The organism is Streptomyces sp. NPDC054866 (assembly GCF_053610745.1).
The window spans coordinates 485290-504074 of sequence record NZ_JBSGZA010000003.1; the positions used below are offsets into that span (position 1 = coordinate 485290).

Annotated in this window: 16 protein-coding genes; 13 read left to right on the top strand and 3 right to left on the bottom strand. The window is 69.8% G+C overall.

Going from position 1 to position 18785, the window contains the following annotated elements:
* Position 1 precedes the first annotated feature (1 nt).
* Positions 2-184: a hypothetical protein gene (locus ACWGI2_RS17660; RefSeq protein WP_453696184.1), complete on the top strand. Its 183-nt coding sequence runs from the start codon at positions 2-4 to the stop codon at positions 182-184.
* On the opposite strand, the gene ACWGI2_RS17665 is transcribed toward ACWGI2_RS17660, so the two are convergent.
* From ACWGI2_RS17665 to ACWGI2_RS17675, 3 genes are read right to left on the bottom strand one after another with little or no spacing between them, the layout of a single operon-like run.
* Positions 168-1310, bottom strand: a complete 1143-nt coding sequence (locus ACWGI2_RS17665) for an acyltransferase family protein (RefSeq protein WP_453696186.1) — start codon at positions 1308-1310, stop codon at positions 168-170. The two genes, ACWGI2_RS17660 and ACWGI2_RS17665, sit on opposite strands and share 17 nt — an antisense overlap.
* Entirely contained in the window at positions 1307-2659 is a 1353-nt protein-coding gene (locus ACWGI2_RS17670; protein WP_453696187.1) for an alpha-2,8-polysialyltransferase family protein, read from the bottom strand. Before ACWGI2_RS17670 ends, ACWGI2_RS17665 begins: the two co-directional genes overlap by 4 nt.
* Positions 2659-3636 carry a glycosyltransferase family 2 protein gene (locus ACWGI2_RS17675; protein WP_453397302.1) on the bottom strand — a complete coding sequence of 326 codons (978 nt, stop codon included), beginning with the start codon at positions 3634-3636 and terminating at the stop codon, positions 2659-2661. Before ACWGI2_RS17675 ends, ACWGI2_RS17670 begins: the two co-directional genes overlap by 1 nt.
* Before the next feature lie 198 nt (positions 3637-3834).
* Here ACWGI2_RS17675 and ACWGI2_RS17680 point away from each other — a divergent pair, with 198 nt between their 5' ends.
* The 12 genes from ACWGI2_RS17680 to ACWGI2_RS17735 all read left to right on the top strand — a co-directional run bounded on the left by ACWGI2_RS17680 (position 3835) and on the right by ACWGI2_RS17735 (position 18635).
* On the top strand, positions 3835-5148 hold the full coding sequence (locus tag ACWGI2_RS17680) for a DUF6716 putative glycosyltransferase (RefSeq protein WP_453696189.1): 1314 nt from the start codon (positions 3835-3837) through the stop codon (positions 5146-5148).
* A 44-nt stretch (positions 5149-5192) separates the two neighbouring features.
* Positions 5193-6479, top strand: coding sequence for a cytidylyltransferase domain-containing protein (locus tag ACWGI2_RS17685; RefSeq protein WP_453696191.1), 1287 nt, complete (start codon positions 5193-5195; stop codon positions 6477-6479).
* Positions 6480-6493: 14 nt separating this feature from the next.
* Positions 6494-7444 carry an N-acetylneuraminate synthase family protein gene (locus ACWGI2_RS17690; protein ID WP_453696193.1) on the top strand — a complete coding sequence of 317 codons (951 nt, stop codon included), beginning with the start codon at positions 6494-6496 and terminating at the stop codon, positions 7442-7444.
* A gap of 84 nt (positions 7445-7528) precedes the next feature.
* Complete coding sequence (locus ACWGI2_RS17695) at positions 7529-8641, top strand: hypothetical protein (protein WP_453397298.1); 1113 nt, start codon at positions 7529-7531, stop codon at positions 8639-8641.
* Positions 8642-8801: 160 nt separating this feature from the next.
* Positions 8802-10064 (top strand): M20 family metallopeptidase, encoded by a 1263-nt coding sequence (locus ACWGI2_RS17700; RefSeq protein WP_453397297.1) that lies wholly within the window; start codon positions 8802-8804, stop codon positions 10062-10064.
* A gap of 175 nt (positions 10065-10239) precedes the next feature.
* Positions 10240-11367: a BMP family lipoprotein gene (locus ACWGI2_RS17705; protein ID WP_453696195.1), complete on the top strand. Its 1128-nt coding sequence runs from the start codon at positions 10240-10242 to the stop codon at positions 11365-11367.
* Between the two features lie 209 nt (positions 11368-11576).
* The gene (locus ACWGI2_RS17710) at positions 11577-12632 is read left to right on the top strand and encodes a BMP family lipoprotein (protein WP_453397295.1); all 1056 of its coding nucleotides are present in this window, start codon (positions 11577-11579) and stop codon (positions 12630-12632) included.
* A gap of 206 nt (positions 12633-12838) precedes the next feature.
* Positions 12839-14464, top strand: a complete 1626-nt coding sequence (locus tag ACWGI2_RS17715; protein ID WP_453696753.1) for an ABC transporter ATP-binding protein — start codon at positions 12839-12841, stop codon at positions 14462-14464.
* Entirely contained in the window at positions 14461-15603 is a 1143-nt protein-coding gene (locus ACWGI2_RS17720) for an ABC transporter permease (RefSeq protein ID WP_453696197.1), read from the top strand. The genes ACWGI2_RS17715 and ACWGI2_RS17720 overlap by 4 nt, the downstream gene beginning before the upstream one ends.
* Complete coding sequence (locus ACWGI2_RS17725; protein ID WP_453696198.1) at positions 15600-16862, top strand: ABC transporter permease; 1263 nt, start codon at positions 15600-15602, stop codon at positions 16860-16862. Before ACWGI2_RS17720 ends, ACWGI2_RS17725 begins: the two co-directional genes overlap by 4 nt.
* Positions 16859-17248, top strand: a complete 390-nt coding sequence (locus tag ACWGI2_RS17730; RefSeq protein WP_453397291.1) for a cytidine deaminase — start codon at positions 16859-16861, stop codon at positions 17246-17248. Before ACWGI2_RS17725 ends, ACWGI2_RS17730 begins: the two co-directional genes overlap by 4 nt.
* A 109-nt stretch (positions 17249-17357) precedes the next feature.
* The gene (locus ACWGI2_RS17735; RefSeq protein ID WP_453696199.1) at positions 17358-18635 is read left to right on the top strand and encodes a thymidine phosphorylase; all 1278 of its coding nucleotides are present in this window, start codon (positions 17358-17360) and stop codon (positions 18633-18635) included.
* The last annotated feature ends 150 nt before the right edge of the window (positions 18636-18785 follow it).

Below are 18785 nucleotides of genomic sequence, written 5' to 3' on the forward strand. Positions count from 1 at the left end.
CATGAACGAAGGCACCGGAGGCACCGCAGGCACCGAGGGCGAGACGTTGGAACGGCTGGTCCAGGAGTTGGCGGATGCCCTAGGGGAGGCCGAGGTCGTCATGGGTGAGGCCATGGGCGTGGCCCGTGCGGTGGCGGCGGACGACGCCGCCACCGATACCGGGAGCGTTACTTACGAGTCATGAGCCCGTTCCGGATCAGCGGCGTCAGCCGCTCCTCCACGAAACGGTTCAGGAGCCACGCGAGCAGCAGCATCGCCGCGATCGTCAGGCCGAAGGTCGCGTACGAGGGGAGCCCGAGCCCCCGGTGCAGCGCGCCCACCGTCACCCAGCCCAGGTGCTCGTGCACCAGGTAGAACGGGTACGTCAGGGCGCCCGCCACCGTCAGCCACTTCCAGTCGACCCGGTGCAGCGCGCCCAGCGCGATCAGGAGCACCGCGGCGAAGCCCGCCGTCACGACCGCGATGATGCCGAAGGACGTGCGGTAGGAGAAGAAGTCGGGGTTCGGCGCGTGCCAGAGGCGGGAGACCGCGTAGTGCTGGCCGATCAGCCAGCTCACGCCCACGATGCCCCAGGCCGTGAGGTCCTTGCGGTCGCGGTGGACGAGGTAGATGCCGATGCCGCCGATGAAGAAGGGGGCGTACTCGGGCATGAGGACGAGGTCGAGCAGCGGCTCGTTCGCACCCTCCGCGACGACCGCGGCCAGGGTCCACACCGCGCAGAAGAGGATCACGCGGGCCCGGTTCGCGCCCGGCATGACGACGCAGAGCGCGAAGAGGGCGTAGAAGCGCAGCTCGGCCCAGAGCGTCCAGCAGACCCCCAACACCCGGTCCACGCCAAGGGGTTGCTGGAGCATCGTCAGGTTCACCAGGGCGTCGCTCGGCGAGACCGCCTTGTACGCCACGACGGGCAGTGCGAAGACCGCCGTCACCAGGACGATCGCCGCCCAGTAGGAGGGGAGCAGCCGTGACGCGCGCGAGGCGAAGAACGCCCGCAGCGGCCGGCCCCAGCCGCTCATGCAGATCACGAAGCCGCTGATCACGAAGAAGATCTGCACGCCGAGGCAGCCGTACGCGAACCAGTTGTGCGCCGTGGGGAATTGGAGCTGTGGCGAGCTGCCCCAGGCCTCGGAGATCTCGCCGTCGCGGCCTCCGTAGTGGTAGGCGGCGACCATCAGGGCCGCGATGAGCCGCAGCCCGTCCAGGGCTCTGAGGCGGGGGCGCGCACGCCGGACGGTGGGGGTCGTGATCGTGAGCGCGAGACTGTCCGCCCCTGAAGACTTCTTCGGGAGCGTGGTTCCGGGAGAGGTCATCCGAGTGCGGTCCGCTTGATGGAGCGCTGGACCGAACGGGCGCGGCGCGCGACCCTGCGTACGGCCGCGTTGCGCGGGATGAACGAGAGCTGCGTGGGCAGCGCTCCGGGCAGGGCGAGGGCCGTGAGGCGGCGCCGCTTGAAGTAGCGCCAGATGTGCGGGGAGAGCTGCGCCGAGAGGTACCGCTCGGCTTCCGCGCGCCGGCGCGGGTAGATCTGCGGCTGCATGGCGAAGCCGACGGCGACGAGCAGCTCGCCCAGGTCGGCGACCGGCATGCCCGGCTGGCGCCCGGTGACCGCGCCCTTGTCGGCGAGGTCGGGGATCAGCGCGTCCACGATGGTGACGGGGACGCGGTTGCTGTTCTGGTAGGGCGCGAGCCGCTCAAGGAGGGTCTCCGTGCCGGTGCGGGCGACCGGCAGGCCGTACAGCGCGGAGGCGGTGAGCAGCGCGGTCGAGAAGCAGCCGATGACGAGCGCCGGCCGCATCCGCTGGTACAGGACCTCGGCGAGGACCGGCGAGTCGAGGACGGTCAGCTCCACGCTGATCGCCTCCGCCTCCTTCTCCAGCATGCGCGACCAGCGGGCCGGTGCCGTCGGGTGCGGCTTGAACACCACGCGCGTATGGCCGAGTTCGGCGGCGCCGCGCACCATGCGCACATGCAGCTCCTCCTCTTCCTCGGCGGTCAGGATGGAGAGGGCGGAGAGGTACTGGCCGAGGAGCAGTGCGGGTTCGGCGATGTCGGGGATGTCCGCGGCATCGGCCTCCGCGAGGCGGTCGAGCACCTTCACGAACGCGTCGGTCGGCACGATCTCCGGCTCCACGCCGAACTCGGTCAGGAGCAGCGGGGTCAGGCCGGGCACCAGGTCCAGGTGAAGCAGGCGCCGCACCCGCGTGCCGACCAGCGGGTCGATCTTGTTGCGGGTCGGGCCGTAGCTCATCAGGCCGTCCGCGTAGACGTCCACGGGCGCGCCCGTGAAGATCTGCGTGAGGGCCAGGGCCGGGTTGACCTGGATCGACTCGACGGCCAGCTCGATGTCGTCGTCACCGAGGTCCCACAGGAGCCGGATGTACCGCTCCCACATCGGGATGTCGTCCGACCGGGGGGCCCAACCGCCCGGATGGAAAGGGGAGATGGCCTCGTTCCACGAACGTACGTCGTCGAAGCGGTCACGCAGCTGAGCGAAACCCGGCATCTCGTCCACCGCGACCGTGGTCTCCGGCGTCGCGGCGTTGTTGCTGACGAGCAGCAGCCGCCGGTCGGCCGGACCGAAGCGGTCCGCGTCGATCGCGGCGGCCAGCGTCGCGGTGCCGTACAGCGTGGACGCGAGGAAGATCTGCGTCGTCGCCATTACGCGGCCACCTCCGCCGACACCGGGCGCCGGCGCAGCCGGCGAAGGCGGGTCGCCCGCTGTATGTCCATGGAGTCGAGGGCGTCGTCGAGAACGCCCTGCGGCATCCGCTTCAGGGCGGCCGCACTCAGTGACTTCAATTTCCGCGCCACTTGTGGCTCGAACCTTTCGATGGATCCCAGATGGTGGGAAATGATCGCGCAGTAAGTACGGACTGCCTTCGGCAGGAGTTTGTCCGCGTCCCGGTCCTCGGCTGTTTCGCGGATCACCTGGTCGAATGCCCGGATGAAATCGAGCTGTCGTACGTCGCCGATCTGTGTCAGTGACGAGGCGACTCCGCGCCGGTAGAACACGCCGAGAAGACCCACCGCGGCGAAGGATTCCGCCTCGCGGTGAAGCCGCCAGATCCAGGGCCGGTCCTCCGCGGTGCGCAGGCCGTCCGTGAAGTGCAGCAGGCCCCGGTCGGCCAGGCGCCGGTGGTAGATGCCCGCCCAGGCGTACGCGTAGTCGACGGACGTCGAGCGGTCGGCGGGCAGGATGACGTCCCGCGGCGGCATGACGACACCGCGCCTGCCGTGCGGGACACGGTGGATGGAGCGGGCCCGAGCGGTGCACTGCACATGGTCGGTACGCACGAAGTCGCAGCCCAACTGCTCAATGGCTTCGACGAGTTGGGCGTAGTAACCGGGGGCGAGCCAGTCGTCACCGTCCAGGAAGGTGAGGTACTCGCCGCGCGCCGCGTCAAGGCCCGTGTTGCGGGCGGTCGCCAGACCGCCGTTCGTCTCATGTCTGAGATGGACGGCGCCGGGCAGCTCGCGCGCGGCACGCTCCAGGATCTCTGGAGTCTCATCCTTCGAACAGTCGTCGACGAGAATGAATTCGAAGTCTTCACGTGCGTTCGCTCGCAGACTCCTCAAGGTGTCGGGCGCGTATTGCTGCACGTTGTAGAACGGCACGATGACGGAGAGCTTAACCACGTGGGTGACGTTAGGTGTCGGCCCGGCATTCGTCTTGGCCGAAGGTGAGATGTCAGGTGAACGACGCATGGCGGAATGGTTAACCCGCCTGCCTACCGGCGGTTTCCCGGGCTGATTCGCCATTCGTCGGCGCGCTGTTAACCGTTTGTTGCACCTGAGTTGGGCCGCCAATCTCAATGCCTTCCTAGCGTCCTTCCTGTGCCAGTAAGCAACAGCGGGACGACACGGATCACCGTGCTCGCCGACTCCGACACCCGGTGGAAATGGGGCGCGCTCACCGCGAGCCGCCTCACCGCCGAGGGAGCGGACACGCGCCTCGACGGACGCCTCCTCCGCGGCAGGGCCACGCCCACCGTCCGGCAGCTCGAAGAGGTCGGGGTGCGCGCGGACTCGCTCCGTGAGGTCACCGCCGTCGAGTTCCTGCGCGAGGTGGAGCGCGACGCGCCCGACGTGATCGTGCTCGCCCTCGTGGGCGGCGCGGTCCAGGCGGTGCTGCACGGGCTCGCCCGCATCGCGGAGGGGTCCGTCGGCAGCAGGCGCCCCGTCGTCGTCACCGGCTATGTCGGCGTCGTCTACGAGAAGCTCGCCGACGGCCTGCTGCTCCGGCACGGCGCGGACGTCGTCCTCGCCAACTCCCGTCAGGACGCGGAGCGTTTCCGCGCCGTGTACGAGGGAGTGGGCGCCGACGCGTCGGGCGTCGTGGAGAGCGCGCTGCCGTTCCTCGGCGGTGCGGCATACGAAAAGCACGACCCGTACACGGTCGTCTTCGCCGCGCAGCCCTCCGTGCCCGACAGCCGCGCGCACCGGACGTACCTGCTGCGCCGCATGGTCGAGCACGCACGGCTCCATCCGGACCGCGAGGTCCTGATCAAGCTGCGCAGCAAGCCCGGCGAACACACCACGCACATCGAGGAACTGCCCTACCAGAAGCTCGCCAAGGGCGAGGACCTGCCGCCCAACTGCCGCCTCGTGTACGGGAACATGGGCGAGGTCCTGGACCGTACGGATCTGCTCGTCACGGTCAGCTCCACCGCCGCGCTCGAATCCCTGCACCGCCGCATCCCCACCGCGGTCCTCACCGACCTCGGGGTGCGCGAGGCGCTCGGCAACCACCACTTCATCGGCTCCGGATGCCTGGCGTCCTGGGACGAGATCGACGCGGGGTACAGCCCCGAGGCCGCTCCGGAGTGGGTCGCACGGCAGGGCGTCGCGCCCGACGGGACGTACGCGAAGGCCTTCGACGCAGCCCGCGAGCGCGTCACGGAGCTTCTCGCGCGGCCCGCGCTGCCGCCGATCGCGCCGTACTACAGCCTCACCACCGCCCCCGGCTACCTCCCCGGCATCCTGGCCCGCCACCACCTCGGCCCGGACGGAGCCCCGCTTCCCGGCGCCCCCGCGGCGGACCGCGAGCCCGGGCCCGTGCGCCAGGCCGTCCGCAGCGCGGCGCGCGGCGCCTACCGGCACGGGGTGCAGCGCGTGGCCCCCGTCATCCGGCGGATGGGCGAGCTGTGAACCGCGGGCGAGCCGTGATCCCCCACCCCTCTCAAGGAGCCCCCATGTCCCACCCCGCCCCAGGGAGCGCGCCAACCCGCCGCGTCCTTGCCGTCATCCCGGCCCGCGGCGGCTCCAAGGGCGTGCCCGCCAAGAACCTCGCCCCGGTCGGCGGCGTGCCCCTGGTGGCGCGCGCCATCCGCGAGTGCCTGGCCGCGCGGCTCGTCACGGACGTCGTCGTCTCCACCGACGACCACGTGATCGCCGAGGCCGCGCGCTCGGCCGGCGCCGAGGTGGTCCTGCGGCCCGCGGCGATCGCGGGGGACACCGCGACCAGCGAGGCCGCCGTCCTGCACGCCATGGACGCCCACGAGGCGCTGCACGACACCTCCGTGGACGTCGTCCTGCTCGTGCAGTGCACCAGCCCCTTCATCGTCCGCGAGGACGTCGACGGCGTGGTCGGCTCGATCGTCGACGGCGGCGCGGACACCGCGCTGACCGTCGCGCCCTTCCACGGCTTCGTGTGGCGCGACGCCGACGACGAGCCCAAGGCCCTGGACGCGCGCCGCACCGGCGAGATGGGCGGCACCACGAAGGTGGCGAGCTCCACGGCCACCGACGGCGGCTACGGCGTCAACCACGACAAGTCCTTCCGCCCGCGCCGCCAGGACCGCCCTCAGGACCTCCTGGAGACCGGCGCGGTCTACGCGATGGACGTGACCGGCTTCCGCGAGCACAAGCACCGCTTCTTCGGGCGCACCGAGCTCGTGAGGACCGACCCGGCGCGCGTCCTTGAGGTCGACGATCCGCACGACCTCGCCCGCGCCCGCGCGCTCGCCCCGCTGTTCGACGGCGGCCGGGCGGACGCCCTTCCGACCCGCGACGACATCGACGCGGTCGTACTCGACTTCGACGGCACCCAGACCGACGACAGGGTGCTGATCGACTCCGAAGGACGGGAGTTCGTCTCCGTGCACCGCGGGGACGGCCTCGGCATCGCGGCCCTGCGTGACGCGGGCATCCCGCTGCTGATCCTGTCCACGGAACAGAACCCGGTCGTCGCCGCGCGGGCCCGGAAGCTGAAGCTTCCCGTCCTGCACGGCATCGACCGCAAGGACCTCGCACTCAAGCAGTGGTGCGAGGAGCAGGGCATCGCTCCCGAGCGCGTGCTCTACGTCGGAAACGACGTCAACGACCTCCCGTGCTTCGGCCTCGTCGGCTGGCCGGTGGCGGTCGCGAGCGCCCACGACGTCGTACGCGGCGCCGCACGCGCGGTCACCGCTCTCCCCGGTGGTGACGGCGCGATCCGAGAGATCGCCGCATGGATCCTCGGCCCCTCCCTCAACAAGTAAGGAAAGTTCCTGCCATGAGCTCTACGGTCTCCAACTCCCGTCTGCGCACCTTCGGTTCGAAGACGGCCGGACCTGGTCAGCCCGTCTACATCACCGGCGAGATCGGCATCAACCACAACGGCGAGCTCGACAACGCGCTCGCGCTGATCGACGTGGCCGCCGACGCCGGCTGCGACGCGGTCAAGTTCCAGAAGCGCACCCCGGAGATCTGCACCCCGCGCGACCAGTGGGACATCGAGCGCGACACCCCCTGGGGCCGGATGACGTACATCGACTACCGCCACCGCGTGGAGTTCGGCGAGTCCGAGTACCAGGCCATCACCGAGCACTGCAAGAAGCGCGGCATCGACTGGTTCGCGTCCCCGTGGGACACCGAGGCCGTCGCCTTCCTGGAGAAGTTCGACCTCCCGGCCCACAAGGTCGCCTCGGCCTCGCTGACCGACGACGAGCTGCTGCGCGCCCTGCGCGCCACCGGCCGCACGGTCATCCTCTCCACCGGCATGTCGACCCCGAAGCAGATCCGTCACGCGGTCGAGGTCCTCGGCTCGGACAACATCCTGATGTGCCACGCCACGTCGACGTACCCGGCGCAGGCGGAGGAGCTCAACCTCCGCGTCATCAACACCCTCCAGGCCGAGTACCCGAACGTCCCGATCGGCTACTCCGGCCACGAGACGGGCCTGCAGACCACCCTCGCGGCGGTCGCCCTCGGCGCCACGTTCGTCGAGCGCCACATCACCCTCGACCGCGCCATGTGGGGCTCGGACCAGGCGGCGTCGGTGGAGCCCCAGGGCCTCACGCGCCTCGTCCGCGACATCCGCACCATCGAGGCCTCCCTCGGTGACGGCGTCAAGAAGGTCTACGAGTCGGAGCTCGGCCCGATGAAGAAGCTCCGCCGCGTCGCGGGCGTCGTCGCCGAGGCCGAGTCGGCCGAGGGCACCGACCGTGAGCCCGTCGCGGTCTGAGCGGCGAGCCGACGCTCTTACCGGGGCCTTTCACCGGGACCCCCGGGACCCCTTTCGACAAGGACAGGACACGGTCATACGACGATGAGCCCCCGACCCGGGCCGACGGCCCCCACAGCTGCGGCGCCCACCACCCTGGCGTTCGTAGAGAGCCCTGTGCAGCTCCTCAACGTCCTTGAGTGGGCGCATTCGGCAGGGGCGACCGGCCCGGCCGGGGGTCTCACCGTCGTCGTCCTCTCCCCGAACGACCCCATGACCCGGGGCCAGTTGCGCCGCATGGCCCAGCTGGCCCGTGACGAGGGCCTCAACGTCCGCTGGGAGGAGGCGCGCGGCGGCGCGGCTGCTCCCTTCCAGACCATCGGCGGCCTGACGGGCTCGCTGCGGGCGGCGGACAGGATCGTGATCGGCGACCCGTTCTCCCGCTACGTACAGCTGTTGCTGACGATCACCAGGGCCCGCTCGCTGGTGGTCGTGGACGACGGCACGGCCACGATGGAGTTCGTGGCGCAGCTCGCGGCGGGGGAGCGCCTGGTGCGCTGGCACCGCCGCGGCGGCCGCCCCGGCGCACGCGACATCGCCTTCGCCCCCATCTCGGCCTCGGCCCGGCGCCGCCTGACGCCGGGCGGCAAGCGCAAGGTGGAGGTCTTCTCGTCCATGCCGATCGAGAAGGCTCCGGAGGGCGTGGCCGTGACGGCCAACACCTTCGCGTGGACGCGGGAACGGTTCGGCCCGCCGCGGGTGTCCAAGGGCGCGGACCTGGTGGGCACCTCGCTGGTGGAGACGGGCGTGGTGGACCTGGACCGCTACGTGGAGGCGGTCCGCTCCCTGTCCCGGGCCCACGGCGCGACGCGCTACTTCGCACACCGCCGCGAGAGCTCCGAGAAACTCCACCGCCTGGCGGTGGAGACGGGCTTGCAGGTGGTACGCCCGGACCTGCCGCTCGAACTGATCGCCCGACGGGGCCCGATCGGCCGTACGATCCTGAGCTTCCCCTCGACGGTGGTCCACACCCTGCCGCTGGCCCTGGCCGGCACGGAGGTCCGGGTGGCGGTCTGCGACATCGACCCGGCGTGGCTGACGGAGAACGCCTCGCCGAGGGCGCAGGGCTTTTTGTCGGGCGTCACGGGAACGGCACGGGATGTGCACCGTCTGGCGTCCATCGCCTCCCCGGCGCCAAGGGTCGCGGCCACGGCCTGACGCGGAGCTGGACGGCGTCGAAGGGCAAAAACTTTACCCACCTCAACTAGCGCCCATGCGCCACGCGGCCACTTTTTCTTACCCTATCGGGCTGAACTTTTGTTGATCGTGGGTCAGTTGGACCGTGCCTCGCCCTACCCTTCAGAGGGTGAACCAACTGATGTCACAAGAGTCCGAGCAAGGATCCGGGGCCGATCTGCCCGGGGAAGCAGCGGGGGACGCCCCCGGGGAAGCAGCACTCCCCGGTGCGCTCCCGGATTCCCTGCGCGCCGAACTCATCGCCTTCCGCCGCGACTTGCACATGCACCCCGAGCTCGGAAACCAGGAGTTCCGCACCACCGCGGCCCTCAAGGCCCGGCTTGAGCGGGCGGGGCTCGAACCCCGCGTACTGGACATCGGTACGGGTCTCATCTGTGACATCGGCACCGAAGAGTGGGACGGCGTGCGCCCCATGCTCGCGCTGCGCGCCGACATCGACGCGCTGCCCATCCCGGACACCAAGCTCGGCGTCCCGTACCGCTCCACCGTGCCCGACCGCGCCCACGCCTGCGGCCACGACGTGCACACCACCGTGGTGCTCGGGGCGGGGCTCGTCCTCGCCGAGCTCGCGAAGCAGGGGCAACTGCCGCAGCCCGTACGGCTGATCTTCCAGCCGGCGGAGGAGGTCCTGCCCGGCGGTGCGCCCGACGCCATCGAGTCGGGGGTGCTCGACGGTGTCGGGCGCATCATCGGCGTGCACTGCGATCCGCGCGTGGACGCGGGGAAGATCGGGCTCCGGCACGGCGCCATCACCTCCGCCTGCGACCGCCTTGAGGTGTCGCTCGACGGGGCCGGGGGGCACACCGCCCGGCCCCACCTCACCACCGACCTCGTCACCGCCGCCGCCAAGGTCGTCACCGAGGTCCCCGCCCTGGTCGCCCGGCGCATCGACGCCCGCTCGGGGCTCGCGGTGACCTGGGGCCGCATCGAGTCAGGCCACGCCTGCAACGTCATCCCGCAGCACGCCGAACTCTCCGGCACCGTCCGCTGCCTCGACCTCACCGCCTGGCGGAAGGCGCCCGACCTGGTGCACGGAGCCATCCAGGAGATCGCCGATCTCTATCGCGCCAAGTCCGAGGTCAACTACATCCGTGGCGTGCCGCCCGTCGTCAACGACCCGGACATGACCGACCTGTTGAAGGAGGCCATGGAGCTTCGGCTCGGGGCGCACTCCGTCGAGGACACCGAACAGAGCCTGGGGGGAGAGGACTTCTCCTGGTACCTCGAGCACGTCCCCGGAGCCATGGCCCGCCTCGGCGTCCGTACGCCCGGCGAGCGCACCGTCCGCGATCTGCACCAGGGCGACTTCGACGCGGACGAGTCGGCGATCACCGTGGGCGTCGAGCTCTTCACCGCCGCGGCGCTGCTCGACGGGGCCCGGTAGGTAACCACCGCTATCGGCCGGTTACGGCGGACCCGTTCACCCGGACGTAACCGGCCCTCGGCACGAATAGGTAACGGCAGTGCGAAACCCCGTTCCCCTCCCTTTCTACGCGCGTTACTGTGCGCCGGAATCAGGCCCTTCAAGGGTGCTTTGGGGAACGTAAGGGGTGCGTCCTATGCGTCTTCGTCGAGGATCTTGTGGAACCCGTGGAATCCGTGGAACCCGGGGATCGAAGCTCTCCCAAGTGGCCGTCGTGGTGGCGTCCCTCGCCCTCGCGGCCTCAGCGTGCGGCAAGACCAGCAGCGAGGCGTCATCGGAGGACGAGGGCAAGGACGGCAAGTCCGGGAACTCCTCGAAGTACAAGGCCAAGGGCATCGGTCTTGCCTACGACATCGGCGGCCAGGGCGACCAGTCGTTCAACGACGCCGCCTACGCCGGATACGCGAAGGCCCGCAAGGACTTCAAGATCGGCGGCGTCGACATGGAGCCGGGCGACGGCGAGTCCAGTGCCGACAAGGTGCAGCGGATCGAGCAGCTGGCCAAGCAGGGCTACAACCCGGTCGTCGGCGTCGGCTACATCTACGCCCCCGCCATCAAGGAAGCCGCGGCGAAGTTCCCGAAGACCACCTTCGGGATCATCGACGACAACACCGTCAAGGCCGACAACGTCTCCGACCTCGTTTTCCATGAGGAGCAGGGGTCCTATCTGGCGGGCGTCGCCGCCGCGAAGGCCACCAAGGCCGACCACGTCGGGTTCATCGGCGGCGTGGACATCCCGCTCATCCACAAGTTCGAGGCCGGCTTCGTGCAGGGCGTCAAGGACACGAACCCCAAGGTCAAGGTCGAGAAGCAGTACCTGACCGAGAAGCCCGAGGACGGCGGCTTCAGCAGCCCCGACAAGGGACAGAACGCGGCCAGCGGCCAGATCGAGTCGGGCGCCGACGTGCTCTACCACGCGGCGGGCCTCTCCGGGCAGGGCGTGATCCAGGAGGCCGGCTCGCAGAAGGTGTGGGCGATCGGCGTCGACTCCGACCAGTACAAGCAGAAGGCCCTCGCCAAGTACAAGGACTACATCCTCGGCTCGGCCCTCAAGGACGTCGGCGGTGCGGTGTACGACCTGACGAAGTCCGTCGTCGAGGGCAAGCCGATCACGGGCGAGCAGCGCTACGACCTCAAGTCGGGCCGCGTCGGGTTCGCCGACTCGAACCCGAAGTACACGGCGATGAAGGACGTGGTCGCCGCCGTCGAGAAGGCCGAGAAGGACATCGTCGACGGCAAGATCACCGTCAAGACCACTCCGTAGCCGACTTCGTGACAGGTGGGGCGCCCCGTGCGGTGAGGGGCGCCCCACAGTGCGTACATGCTCCCGCAACCTCGCGGCCACAGCTCGATAACGGACGGGACAGAAGGGTTCTTATGTCAGGTCTACGCGCGTTACGCTGCGGCGAAATCAGCGCCAGGTGAGGCGCTCGTACGTGCTTGTGCTTGCTTGTACATAAGGAGTTCCTCTCTATGCGCCGGGTTTCCCGAATTGCCGCAGCGGGTGCAGCCGCCGCCGCACTCGCCGTTTCCGCCACCGCCTGCGGCGGTACGTCCAGCGATGCCGCAGGCTCCAAGAGCGGCGGCAAGAGCAAGGGCGTCGCCATCGCCTACGACGTCGGCGGCAAGGGCGACCAGTCCTTCAACGACGCCGCGACCGCCGGCATGGACAAGGCCGCCAAGGACCTGAAGATCGGCAAGAAGGCCGTCGAGCCGAACGACGGCGAGTCCGACGCCGACAAGGCCCAGCGCCTCACTCAGCTGGCCAAGCAGGGCTACAACCCGGTGATCGGCGTCGGTTACGCCTACGCCCCCGCGGTCAAGGAAGTCTCCGCCAAGTTCCCGAAGGTCACCTTCGGCATCGTCGACGACGAGACGGTCAAGGCCAAGAACGTCGCCGACCTGGTCTTCAGCGAGCAGGAGGCCTCGTACCTCGCGGGCGTCACCGCCGCCAAGACGACCAAGAGCAAGACCGTCGGCTTCGTCGGCGGCGTGGACGTGCCCCTCATCCACAAGTTTGAGGCCGGCTTCACGCAGGGCGTCAAGGACACGAACCCCAAGGTCAAGGTCGTCAAGCAGTACCTGACGGAGAAGGCCGAGGACGGCGGCTTCACCAGCCCCGACAAGGGCAAGACCGCCGCGCAGGGCCAGATCGAGGACGGCGCCGACGTGGTCTACCACGCCGCCGGTCTCTCCGGTCAGGGCGTCATCGAGGCCGCGGCCGCCAAGAAGGTCTGGGCGATCGGCGTCGACTCCGACCAGTACAAGCAGGACGCGCTCGCCAAGTACAAGAAGCACATCCTGACCTCCGCGACGAAGGACGTCGCAGGGTCGGTCTACAACCTGGCGAAGTCCGTCGTCGACGGCAACGCCGAGGGTGGCGTCGTGCGCGCCGACCTGAAGTCCGGTGGCGTCGCGCTCGCCGACTCGAACCCCGAGTTCAAGAAGAACGCCGACCTCCAGGCTGCCCTGAAGAAGGCCGAAGAGGGCATCACCAGCGGCAAGATCAAGGTCAAGGCGACGCCGTAACGGCTGCTGCGACAACAGCTGCGGTGACCACCTCGACGGCGGTCGCCGCAGCCGTAACAACAGCGTGATGGTCGCGGAACGGGGTGTGGGGGACGATGGTTTTCCCCGCGCCCCGTTCGCGCGGCCCACTGCCCAACTCCCGTCGAACCAGGGGCGCTACGCGCGTAGGTGGCCCCTTTCCTGAGGATTCCCGAGGAGAGTGCGCCATCGACGCGTCCACCAATCCCGATCCGGGCAAGACCACCGCACAGGCCGTTGCCGTTGAACTCACCGGCATCACCAAGCGCTTCCCGGGCGTCGTGGCCAACCACGACATCCGCCTGATCGTCCGCAAGGGCACCGTGCACGCCCTCGTCGGCGAGAACGGCGCGGGCAAGTCGACCCTGATGAAGATCCTCTACGGCATGCAGAAGCCGGACGAGGGCACCATCTCCGTCGACGGCACCCAGGTGACCTTCTCCAGCCCGGCCGACGCCATCGCGCGCGGCATCGGCATGGTCCACCAGCACTTCATGCTCGCCGACCAGCTCACGGTCCTGGAGAACATCGTTCTCGGCAGCGAGAAGCTGCACGGCATCGGCGGCGCGGCCCGCCGCAAGATCGCGGAGATATCCGACCGGTACGGCCTCGGGGTGCGCCCCGACGCCATGGTCGAGGACCTCGGCGTCGCCGACCGGCAGCGCGTGGAGATCCTCAAGGTCCTCTACCGCGGCGCCACCACGCTGATCCTCGACGAGCCCACGGCCGTGCTCGTGCCGCAGGAGGTCGACGCGCTCTTCGACAACCTGCGCGAGCTGAAGTCCGAGGGCCTCTCCGTCATCTTCATCTCCCACAAGCTGGGCGAAGTCCTTTCCGTCGCCGACGACATCACCGTCATCCGGCGCGGCACGACGGTGGGCACGGCGATCCCGTCCGAGACGACCCCGCGCCAGCTCGCCGAGCTGATGGTCGGCAGCGAGCTGCCCACCCCGGAGACGGCCGAGTCGACGGTCACCGACCGCGCGATGATCGAGGTCAGCGAACTCAAGCTGCTCGCCGACGGCGAGTCGGGCCGCGCCCTCCTCGACGACATCTCCTTCACCATCCACGAGGGCGAGGTCCTCGGCCTCGCGGGTGTGGAAGGCAACGGCCAGACCGAGCTGATCGACGCGCTGATCGGCCTCAAGCACGCCGACTCCGGCGTCATCCGCATGGCCGGGAAGGACATCACCGACCTGGCCACGCGCCACCGCCGCGAGCAGGGCGTCGGCTACATCCCCGAGGACCGCCACCGCCACGGCCTCCTCCTGGAGTCGCCCCTCTGGGAGAACCGCATCCTCGGTCACGTCACCGAGAAGCCCAACTCCCGTGGCAAGGGCGGCTTCTGGCTCGACCCCAAGGGCGCGCAGGCCGACACCCGGCGCATCGTCGAGCAGTACGACGTCCGTACCCCCGGCATCGACGTCACGGCCGCCTCCCTGTCCGGCGGCAACCAGCAGAAGCTGATCGTGGGCCGCGAGATGAGCCACAAGCCCCGCTTCCTGATCGCCGCCCACCCCACCCGCGGTGTGGACGTCGGCGCGCAGGCCCAGATCTGGGACCAGATCCGCGAGGCACGGCGTGAAGGACTCGCCGTCCTGCTGATCTCGGCGGACCTGGACGAGCTGATCGGCCTCTCCGACACCCTCCGCGTGATCTACCGCGGACGGCTCGTCGCCGACGCCGACCCGGCCACCATCACGCCGGAGGAGCTCGGCTCGGCGATGACGGGTGCGGCGTCCGGCCACCTCGAACACGTAGAAGAAGACCCCGAAGAGGGCTCTGCCGAGACTTCGGAGGACGAGGCCCGATGAAGAAGTTCGACAAGGAGCGCGTGCTCCTCGCGGTGGCCGGACCGGTCATCGCGCTCGTCGTGGCCGTGGCGCTGACCTCGGTCGTGCTGCTCGCGTCGGGCAAGAGCCCGATCGAGCCGTACACCCTGATGCTGGAGCAGATCAGCTACTCCGACGTCCAGGTCCTGACCATCAACCAGGCCGGGATGTACTACCTGGCCGCGCTCGCGGTGGCCATCGGCTTCCGCATGAACCTGTTCAACATCGGTGTGGACGGGCAGTACCGCCTCGCCGCGGTGACCACCGCGGTCGTCGGCGCGCACGTCGCCCTTCCGGCGCCGCTCCAGATCCCGCTCCTGATGCTGGTCGCCATGCTCACCGGCGCCTTCTGGGCGGGCATCGCGGGCATCCTCAAGACCACCCGCGGGGTCAGTGAGGTCGTCGCGACGATCATGCTCAACGCCATCGCGACGAGCGTCATCGGCTACATGACCCTCACCGACAACTTCGGTGTCCCGGTCGGCAACAACCAGACCACCGGCGAGATGCACAAGTCCGGCTGGTTCCCCGGCATCAGCATGGGCGAGTCCGGCGAGATCTACGGCTTCGTGATCATCGCCGCGCTCGCGGGCGTCCTGTACTGGCTGGTCCTCAACCGCACCCGCTTCGGCTTCGACCTGCGCGCCACCGGCGCCTCGCCGTCGGCCGCCGCGGCCTCGGGCGTCAACGCCAAGCGCATGGTCCTCAGCGCGATGCTGATCTCCGGCGCGGTCGCGGGCCTCGCGGGCATGCCGATCCTGCTCGGCGACACCCACACCTACAGCCTCAGCTTCCCCGCGGGGCTCGGCTTCACCGGCATCGGTATCGCCCTGCTCGGCCGCAACAACCCGGTCGGCATCGCGTTCGCCTCGCTGCTCTGGGCTTTCCTCGACAAGGCGTCGCCCGCCCTCGACTACGCGACCCCGGTCGCGTACGACAAGGAGATCGCGGTGATCATGCAGGGCCTCATCGTGATCGCGGTCGTCGTCTCCTACGAGGCCGTACGCCGCTGGGGCCTCAAGCGCCAGCAGCGCCGCGTAGGCGAGGAACTGGCTGCCGCCGCGCGCGACAACGGCAACAACGGCAACAACGACACCGTGAAGGAGGTGGCTGCCCGATGAGCTCGGCAACCGTAGCCAAGCCCCCGGCCAAGCAGCCCGCGCCGGGCCGCCGCCGCATATCGCTCCCCGTCCTCCTCCTGGTGATCGCGGGCGTCCTCGTCCTGACGTCCGTGGTCCGGCTGATCACCGACGCGAACGGCATCACCTCCACCGGCCAGATGTCCACCGCGCTGCGGCTCGCCGTGCCGATCGGCCTCGCGGGCCTCGGTGGTCTGTGGGCCGAGCGCGCGGGCGTGGTCAACATCGGCCTTGAGGGCATGCTGATCCTCGGCACCTGGTTCGGCGCGTTCGCCGGTTACCAGTGGGGCCCGTGGGTCGGCATCCTGTTCGGCATCCTCGGCGGCGCGCTCGGCGGTCTGCTGCACGCGATCGTCACGGTCACCTTCAACGTCAACCACATCGTCTCCGGTGTGGCCATCAACATCCTCGCCCTGGGCGTCACGCGCTACCTCTCCACCTTCGCCTTCGAGGGCAAGGAGGGCGGTACGTCGAAGCAGTCGCCCCCGGTCGACTCGCTCGGGGAGTTCTCCGTGCCGGGTCTTTCCAACTGGCTCCAGGACCTCAACGAGAAGCACTGGTTCCTCGTCTCGGACCTCGCGGGCCTGTTCGGCGGCCTGTTCACCAACCTGTCGCCGCTCACCGTCATCGCCATCGCGATGGTGCCGCTGAGCTGGTGGGTCCTGTGGCGCACGTCGTTCGGTCTGCGCCTGCGCTCCTGCGGCGAGAACCCGGTGGCCGCCGAGTCCCTCGGCGTGAACGTCTACAAGTACAAGTACCTGGCAGTGATCATCTCCGGCGGCCTCGCGGGCCTCGGCGGCGCTTTCCTCTCTCTGGTCGCCTCCAACATCTACCTGGAGGGCCAGACCGGCGGACGCGGCTACATCGGCCTCGCCGCCATGATCTTCGGCAACTGGATGCCGGGCGGACTCGCGCTCGGTGCCGGCCTGTTCGGTTACACCGACAGCCTGAAGCTCCGGGGCGGCGGCACGAACGTGCACGCGCTGCTCCTGCTGCTCGCGATCCTGCTGGTCATCGGCGCGGCCTACCTCATCTGGCGCAAGCGTTACGTGCCCGCGGCGATCACCGCGGCCGTCTCGGCGCTGATGTTCGCGTGGTACGGCTTGACCGACGAGGTGCCCAACCAGGTCGTCACCGCGACGCCGTACGTCGTCACGCTGCTGGTGCTCTCGCTCTCCGCCCAGCGCCTTCGGATGCCGAAGGCGGACGGCCAGCCCTACCGAAAGGGACAAGGAACGTGACCGAGACCGACTGGGACGCGCTGCGGGATGCTGCGCGCGAGGCCATGTCCCGTGCGTACGCGCCCTACTCAGGCTTCCCGGTCGGTGCCGCGGCCCTCGTGGACGACGGCCGCACGGTGTCGGGCTGCAACGTCGAGAACGCGTCGTACGGCCTCGGCCTGTGCGCCGAGTGCGGCCTGGTCTCGCAGCTCCAGCTCACCGGGGGCGGCCGTCTGACGCACTTCACCTGCGTCGACGCCAAGGGCGAGATCCTGATGCCGTGCGGCCGCTGCCGCCAGCTGCTCTACGAGTTCGGCGGCGCGACGCTCCTCCTGGAGACGGCCGCGGGCATCCGGACCCTGGGAGAGATGCTGCCGGACCCGTTCGGCCCGCAGCACCTCAACTGACGTACGGCCCCTGCCCGTTGTGGACCTTCGGGCGGGGGCCACCTTCATCTCGTGGCTCTATGCGCGTAGAGTCGCGATCACCGTTTTACGCGCAAAGAGGGGTTATGCCATGGACGTCATCTCCGTCATCCGTACGAAGCGGGACCGCGGCGAGCTGAGCGGCGAGCAGATCGACTGGGTCATCGACGCCTATACGCGCGGCGCGGTGGCCGACGAGCAGATGTCGGCCCTGGCCATGGCGATCCTGCTGAACGGCATGAACCGCGGCGAGATCGCCCGCTGGACCGCCGCGATGATCGCGAGCGGCGAGCGCATGGACTTCTCGTCCCTGTCCCGCCCCACGGCCGACAAGCACTCCACGGGCGGCGTCGGCGACAAGATCACGCTGCCGCTCGCCCCGCTGGTCGCGGCGTGCGGCGCGGCGGTGCCGCAGCTTTCGGGCCGGGGCCTCGGCCACACGGGCGGCACCCTGGACAAGCTGGAGTCGATCCCGGGCTGGAAGGCCCTCCTCTCGAACGAGGAGATGCTGTCGGTCCTGGACGGCGTCGGCTCGGTGATCTGCGCGGCGGGCGACGGCCTGGCCCCGGCGGACAAGAAGCTGTACGCGCTGCGGGACGTGACGGGAACGGTGGAGGCGATCCCGCTGATCGCCTCGTCCATCATGTCGAAGAAGATCGCGGAGGGTACGGGCTCGCTGGTCCTGGACGTGAAGGTCGGCACGGGCGCGTTCATGAAGACGCTGGAGGACGCGAGGGAACTGGCGTCCACGATGGTGGGCCTGGGCACGGACCACGGCGTACGCACGGTCGCGCTCCTCACGGACATGTCCACGCCGCTTGGCCTGACGGCGGGCAACGCGCTTGAGGTCCGGGAGTCGGTGGAGGTCCTCGCGGGCGGCGGCCCGTCGGACGTGGTCGAGCTGACCCTCGCCCTTGCGCGGGAGATGCTGGATGCGGCGGGCCTGAAGGATGTGGACCCGGCGAAGGCGCTGGCGGACGGCTCGGCGATGGATGTGTGGCGCCGGATGATCTCCGCCCAGGGTGGCGACCCGGACGCGACTCTGCCGGTGGCCCGGGAGACGCACGTCGTGACGGCGCCGTCGTCCGGCGTCCTGACCCGCCTCGACGCGTACGACGTCGGTGTCGCCGCGTGGCGTCTCGGTGCGGGGCGTGCGCGCAAGGAGGACGTGGTGCAGGCGGGTGCGGGCGTGGAGCTTCACGCGAAGCCGGGCGCGGCTGTGGCTGCGGGGCAGCCGCTGATGACCCTGCACACGGACACCCCCGAGCGCTTCGAGTACGCCTTGCAGGCGGTGGCGGGTTCCTTCGACATCGCCCCGGAGGGCACGGGCTTCGCGGCGACGCCGATCGTGCTGGACCGCATCGCGTAGGGGGGTGCCGTAGGGGCGGTCCCTGCGGGGCTTTCCCCAATCCCGCCCCTTCCCGAAACTGGGGCTCCGCCCCAGACCCCGCTCCTCAAACGCCGGAGGGGCTGAAACCACTCAGCCCGTCCGGCGTTTGAGGACGAACTCGGCGCAGCC

Bases quoted from the DNA above. Each gene is read 5' to 3' on its own strand.
- ACWGI2_RS17660 (WP_453696184.1), top strand. From the start codon at position 2: ATGAACGAAGGCACCGGAGGCACCGCAGGCACCGAGGGCGAGACGTTG.
- ACWGI2_RS17665 (WP_453696186.1), bottom strand. From the start codon at position 1,310: ATGACCTCTCCCGGAACCACGCTCCCGAAGAAGTCTTCAGGGGCGGAC.
- ACWGI2_RS17670 (WP_453696187.1), bottom strand. From the start codon at position 2,659: ATGGCGACGACGCAGATCTTCCTCGCGTCCACGCTGTACGGCACCGCG.
- ACWGI2_RS17685 (WP_453696191.1), top strand. From the start codon at position 5,193: ATGTCCCACCCCGCCCCAGGGAGCGCGCCAACCCGCCGCGTCCTTGCC.
- ACWGI2_RS17690 (WP_453696193.1), top strand. From the start codon at position 6,494: ATGAGCTCTACGGTCTCCAACTCCCGTCTGCGCACCTTCGGTTCGAAG.
- ACWGI2_RS17695 (WP_453397298.1), top strand. From the start codon at position 7,529: ATGAGCCCCCGACCCGGGCCGACGGCCCCCACAGCTGCGGCGCCCACC.
- ACWGI2_RS17700 (WP_453397297.1), top strand. From the start codon at position 8,802: ATGTCACAAGAGTCCGAGCAAGGATCCGGGGCCGATCTGCCCGGGGAA.
- ACWGI2_RS17705 (WP_453696195.1), top strand. From the start codon at position 10,240: ATGCGTCTTCGTCGAGGATCTTGTGGAACCCGTGGAATCCGTGGAACC.
- ACWGI2_RS17710 (WP_453397295.1), top strand. From the start codon at position 11,577: ATGCGCCGGGTTTCCCGAATTGCCGCAGCGGGTGCAGCCGCCGCCGCA.
- ACWGI2_RS17720 (WP_453696197.1), top strand. From the start codon at position 14,461: ATGAAGAAGTTCGACAAGGAGCGCGTGCTCCTCGCGGTGGCCGGACCG.
- ACWGI2_RS17725 (WP_453696198.1), top strand. From the start codon at position 15,600: ATGAGCTCGGCAACCGTAGCCAAGCCCCCGGCCAAGCAGCCCGCGCCG.
- ACWGI2_RS17735 (WP_453696199.1), top strand. From the start codon at position 17,358: ATGGACGTCATCTCCGTCATCCGTACGAAGCGGGACCGCGGCGAGCTG.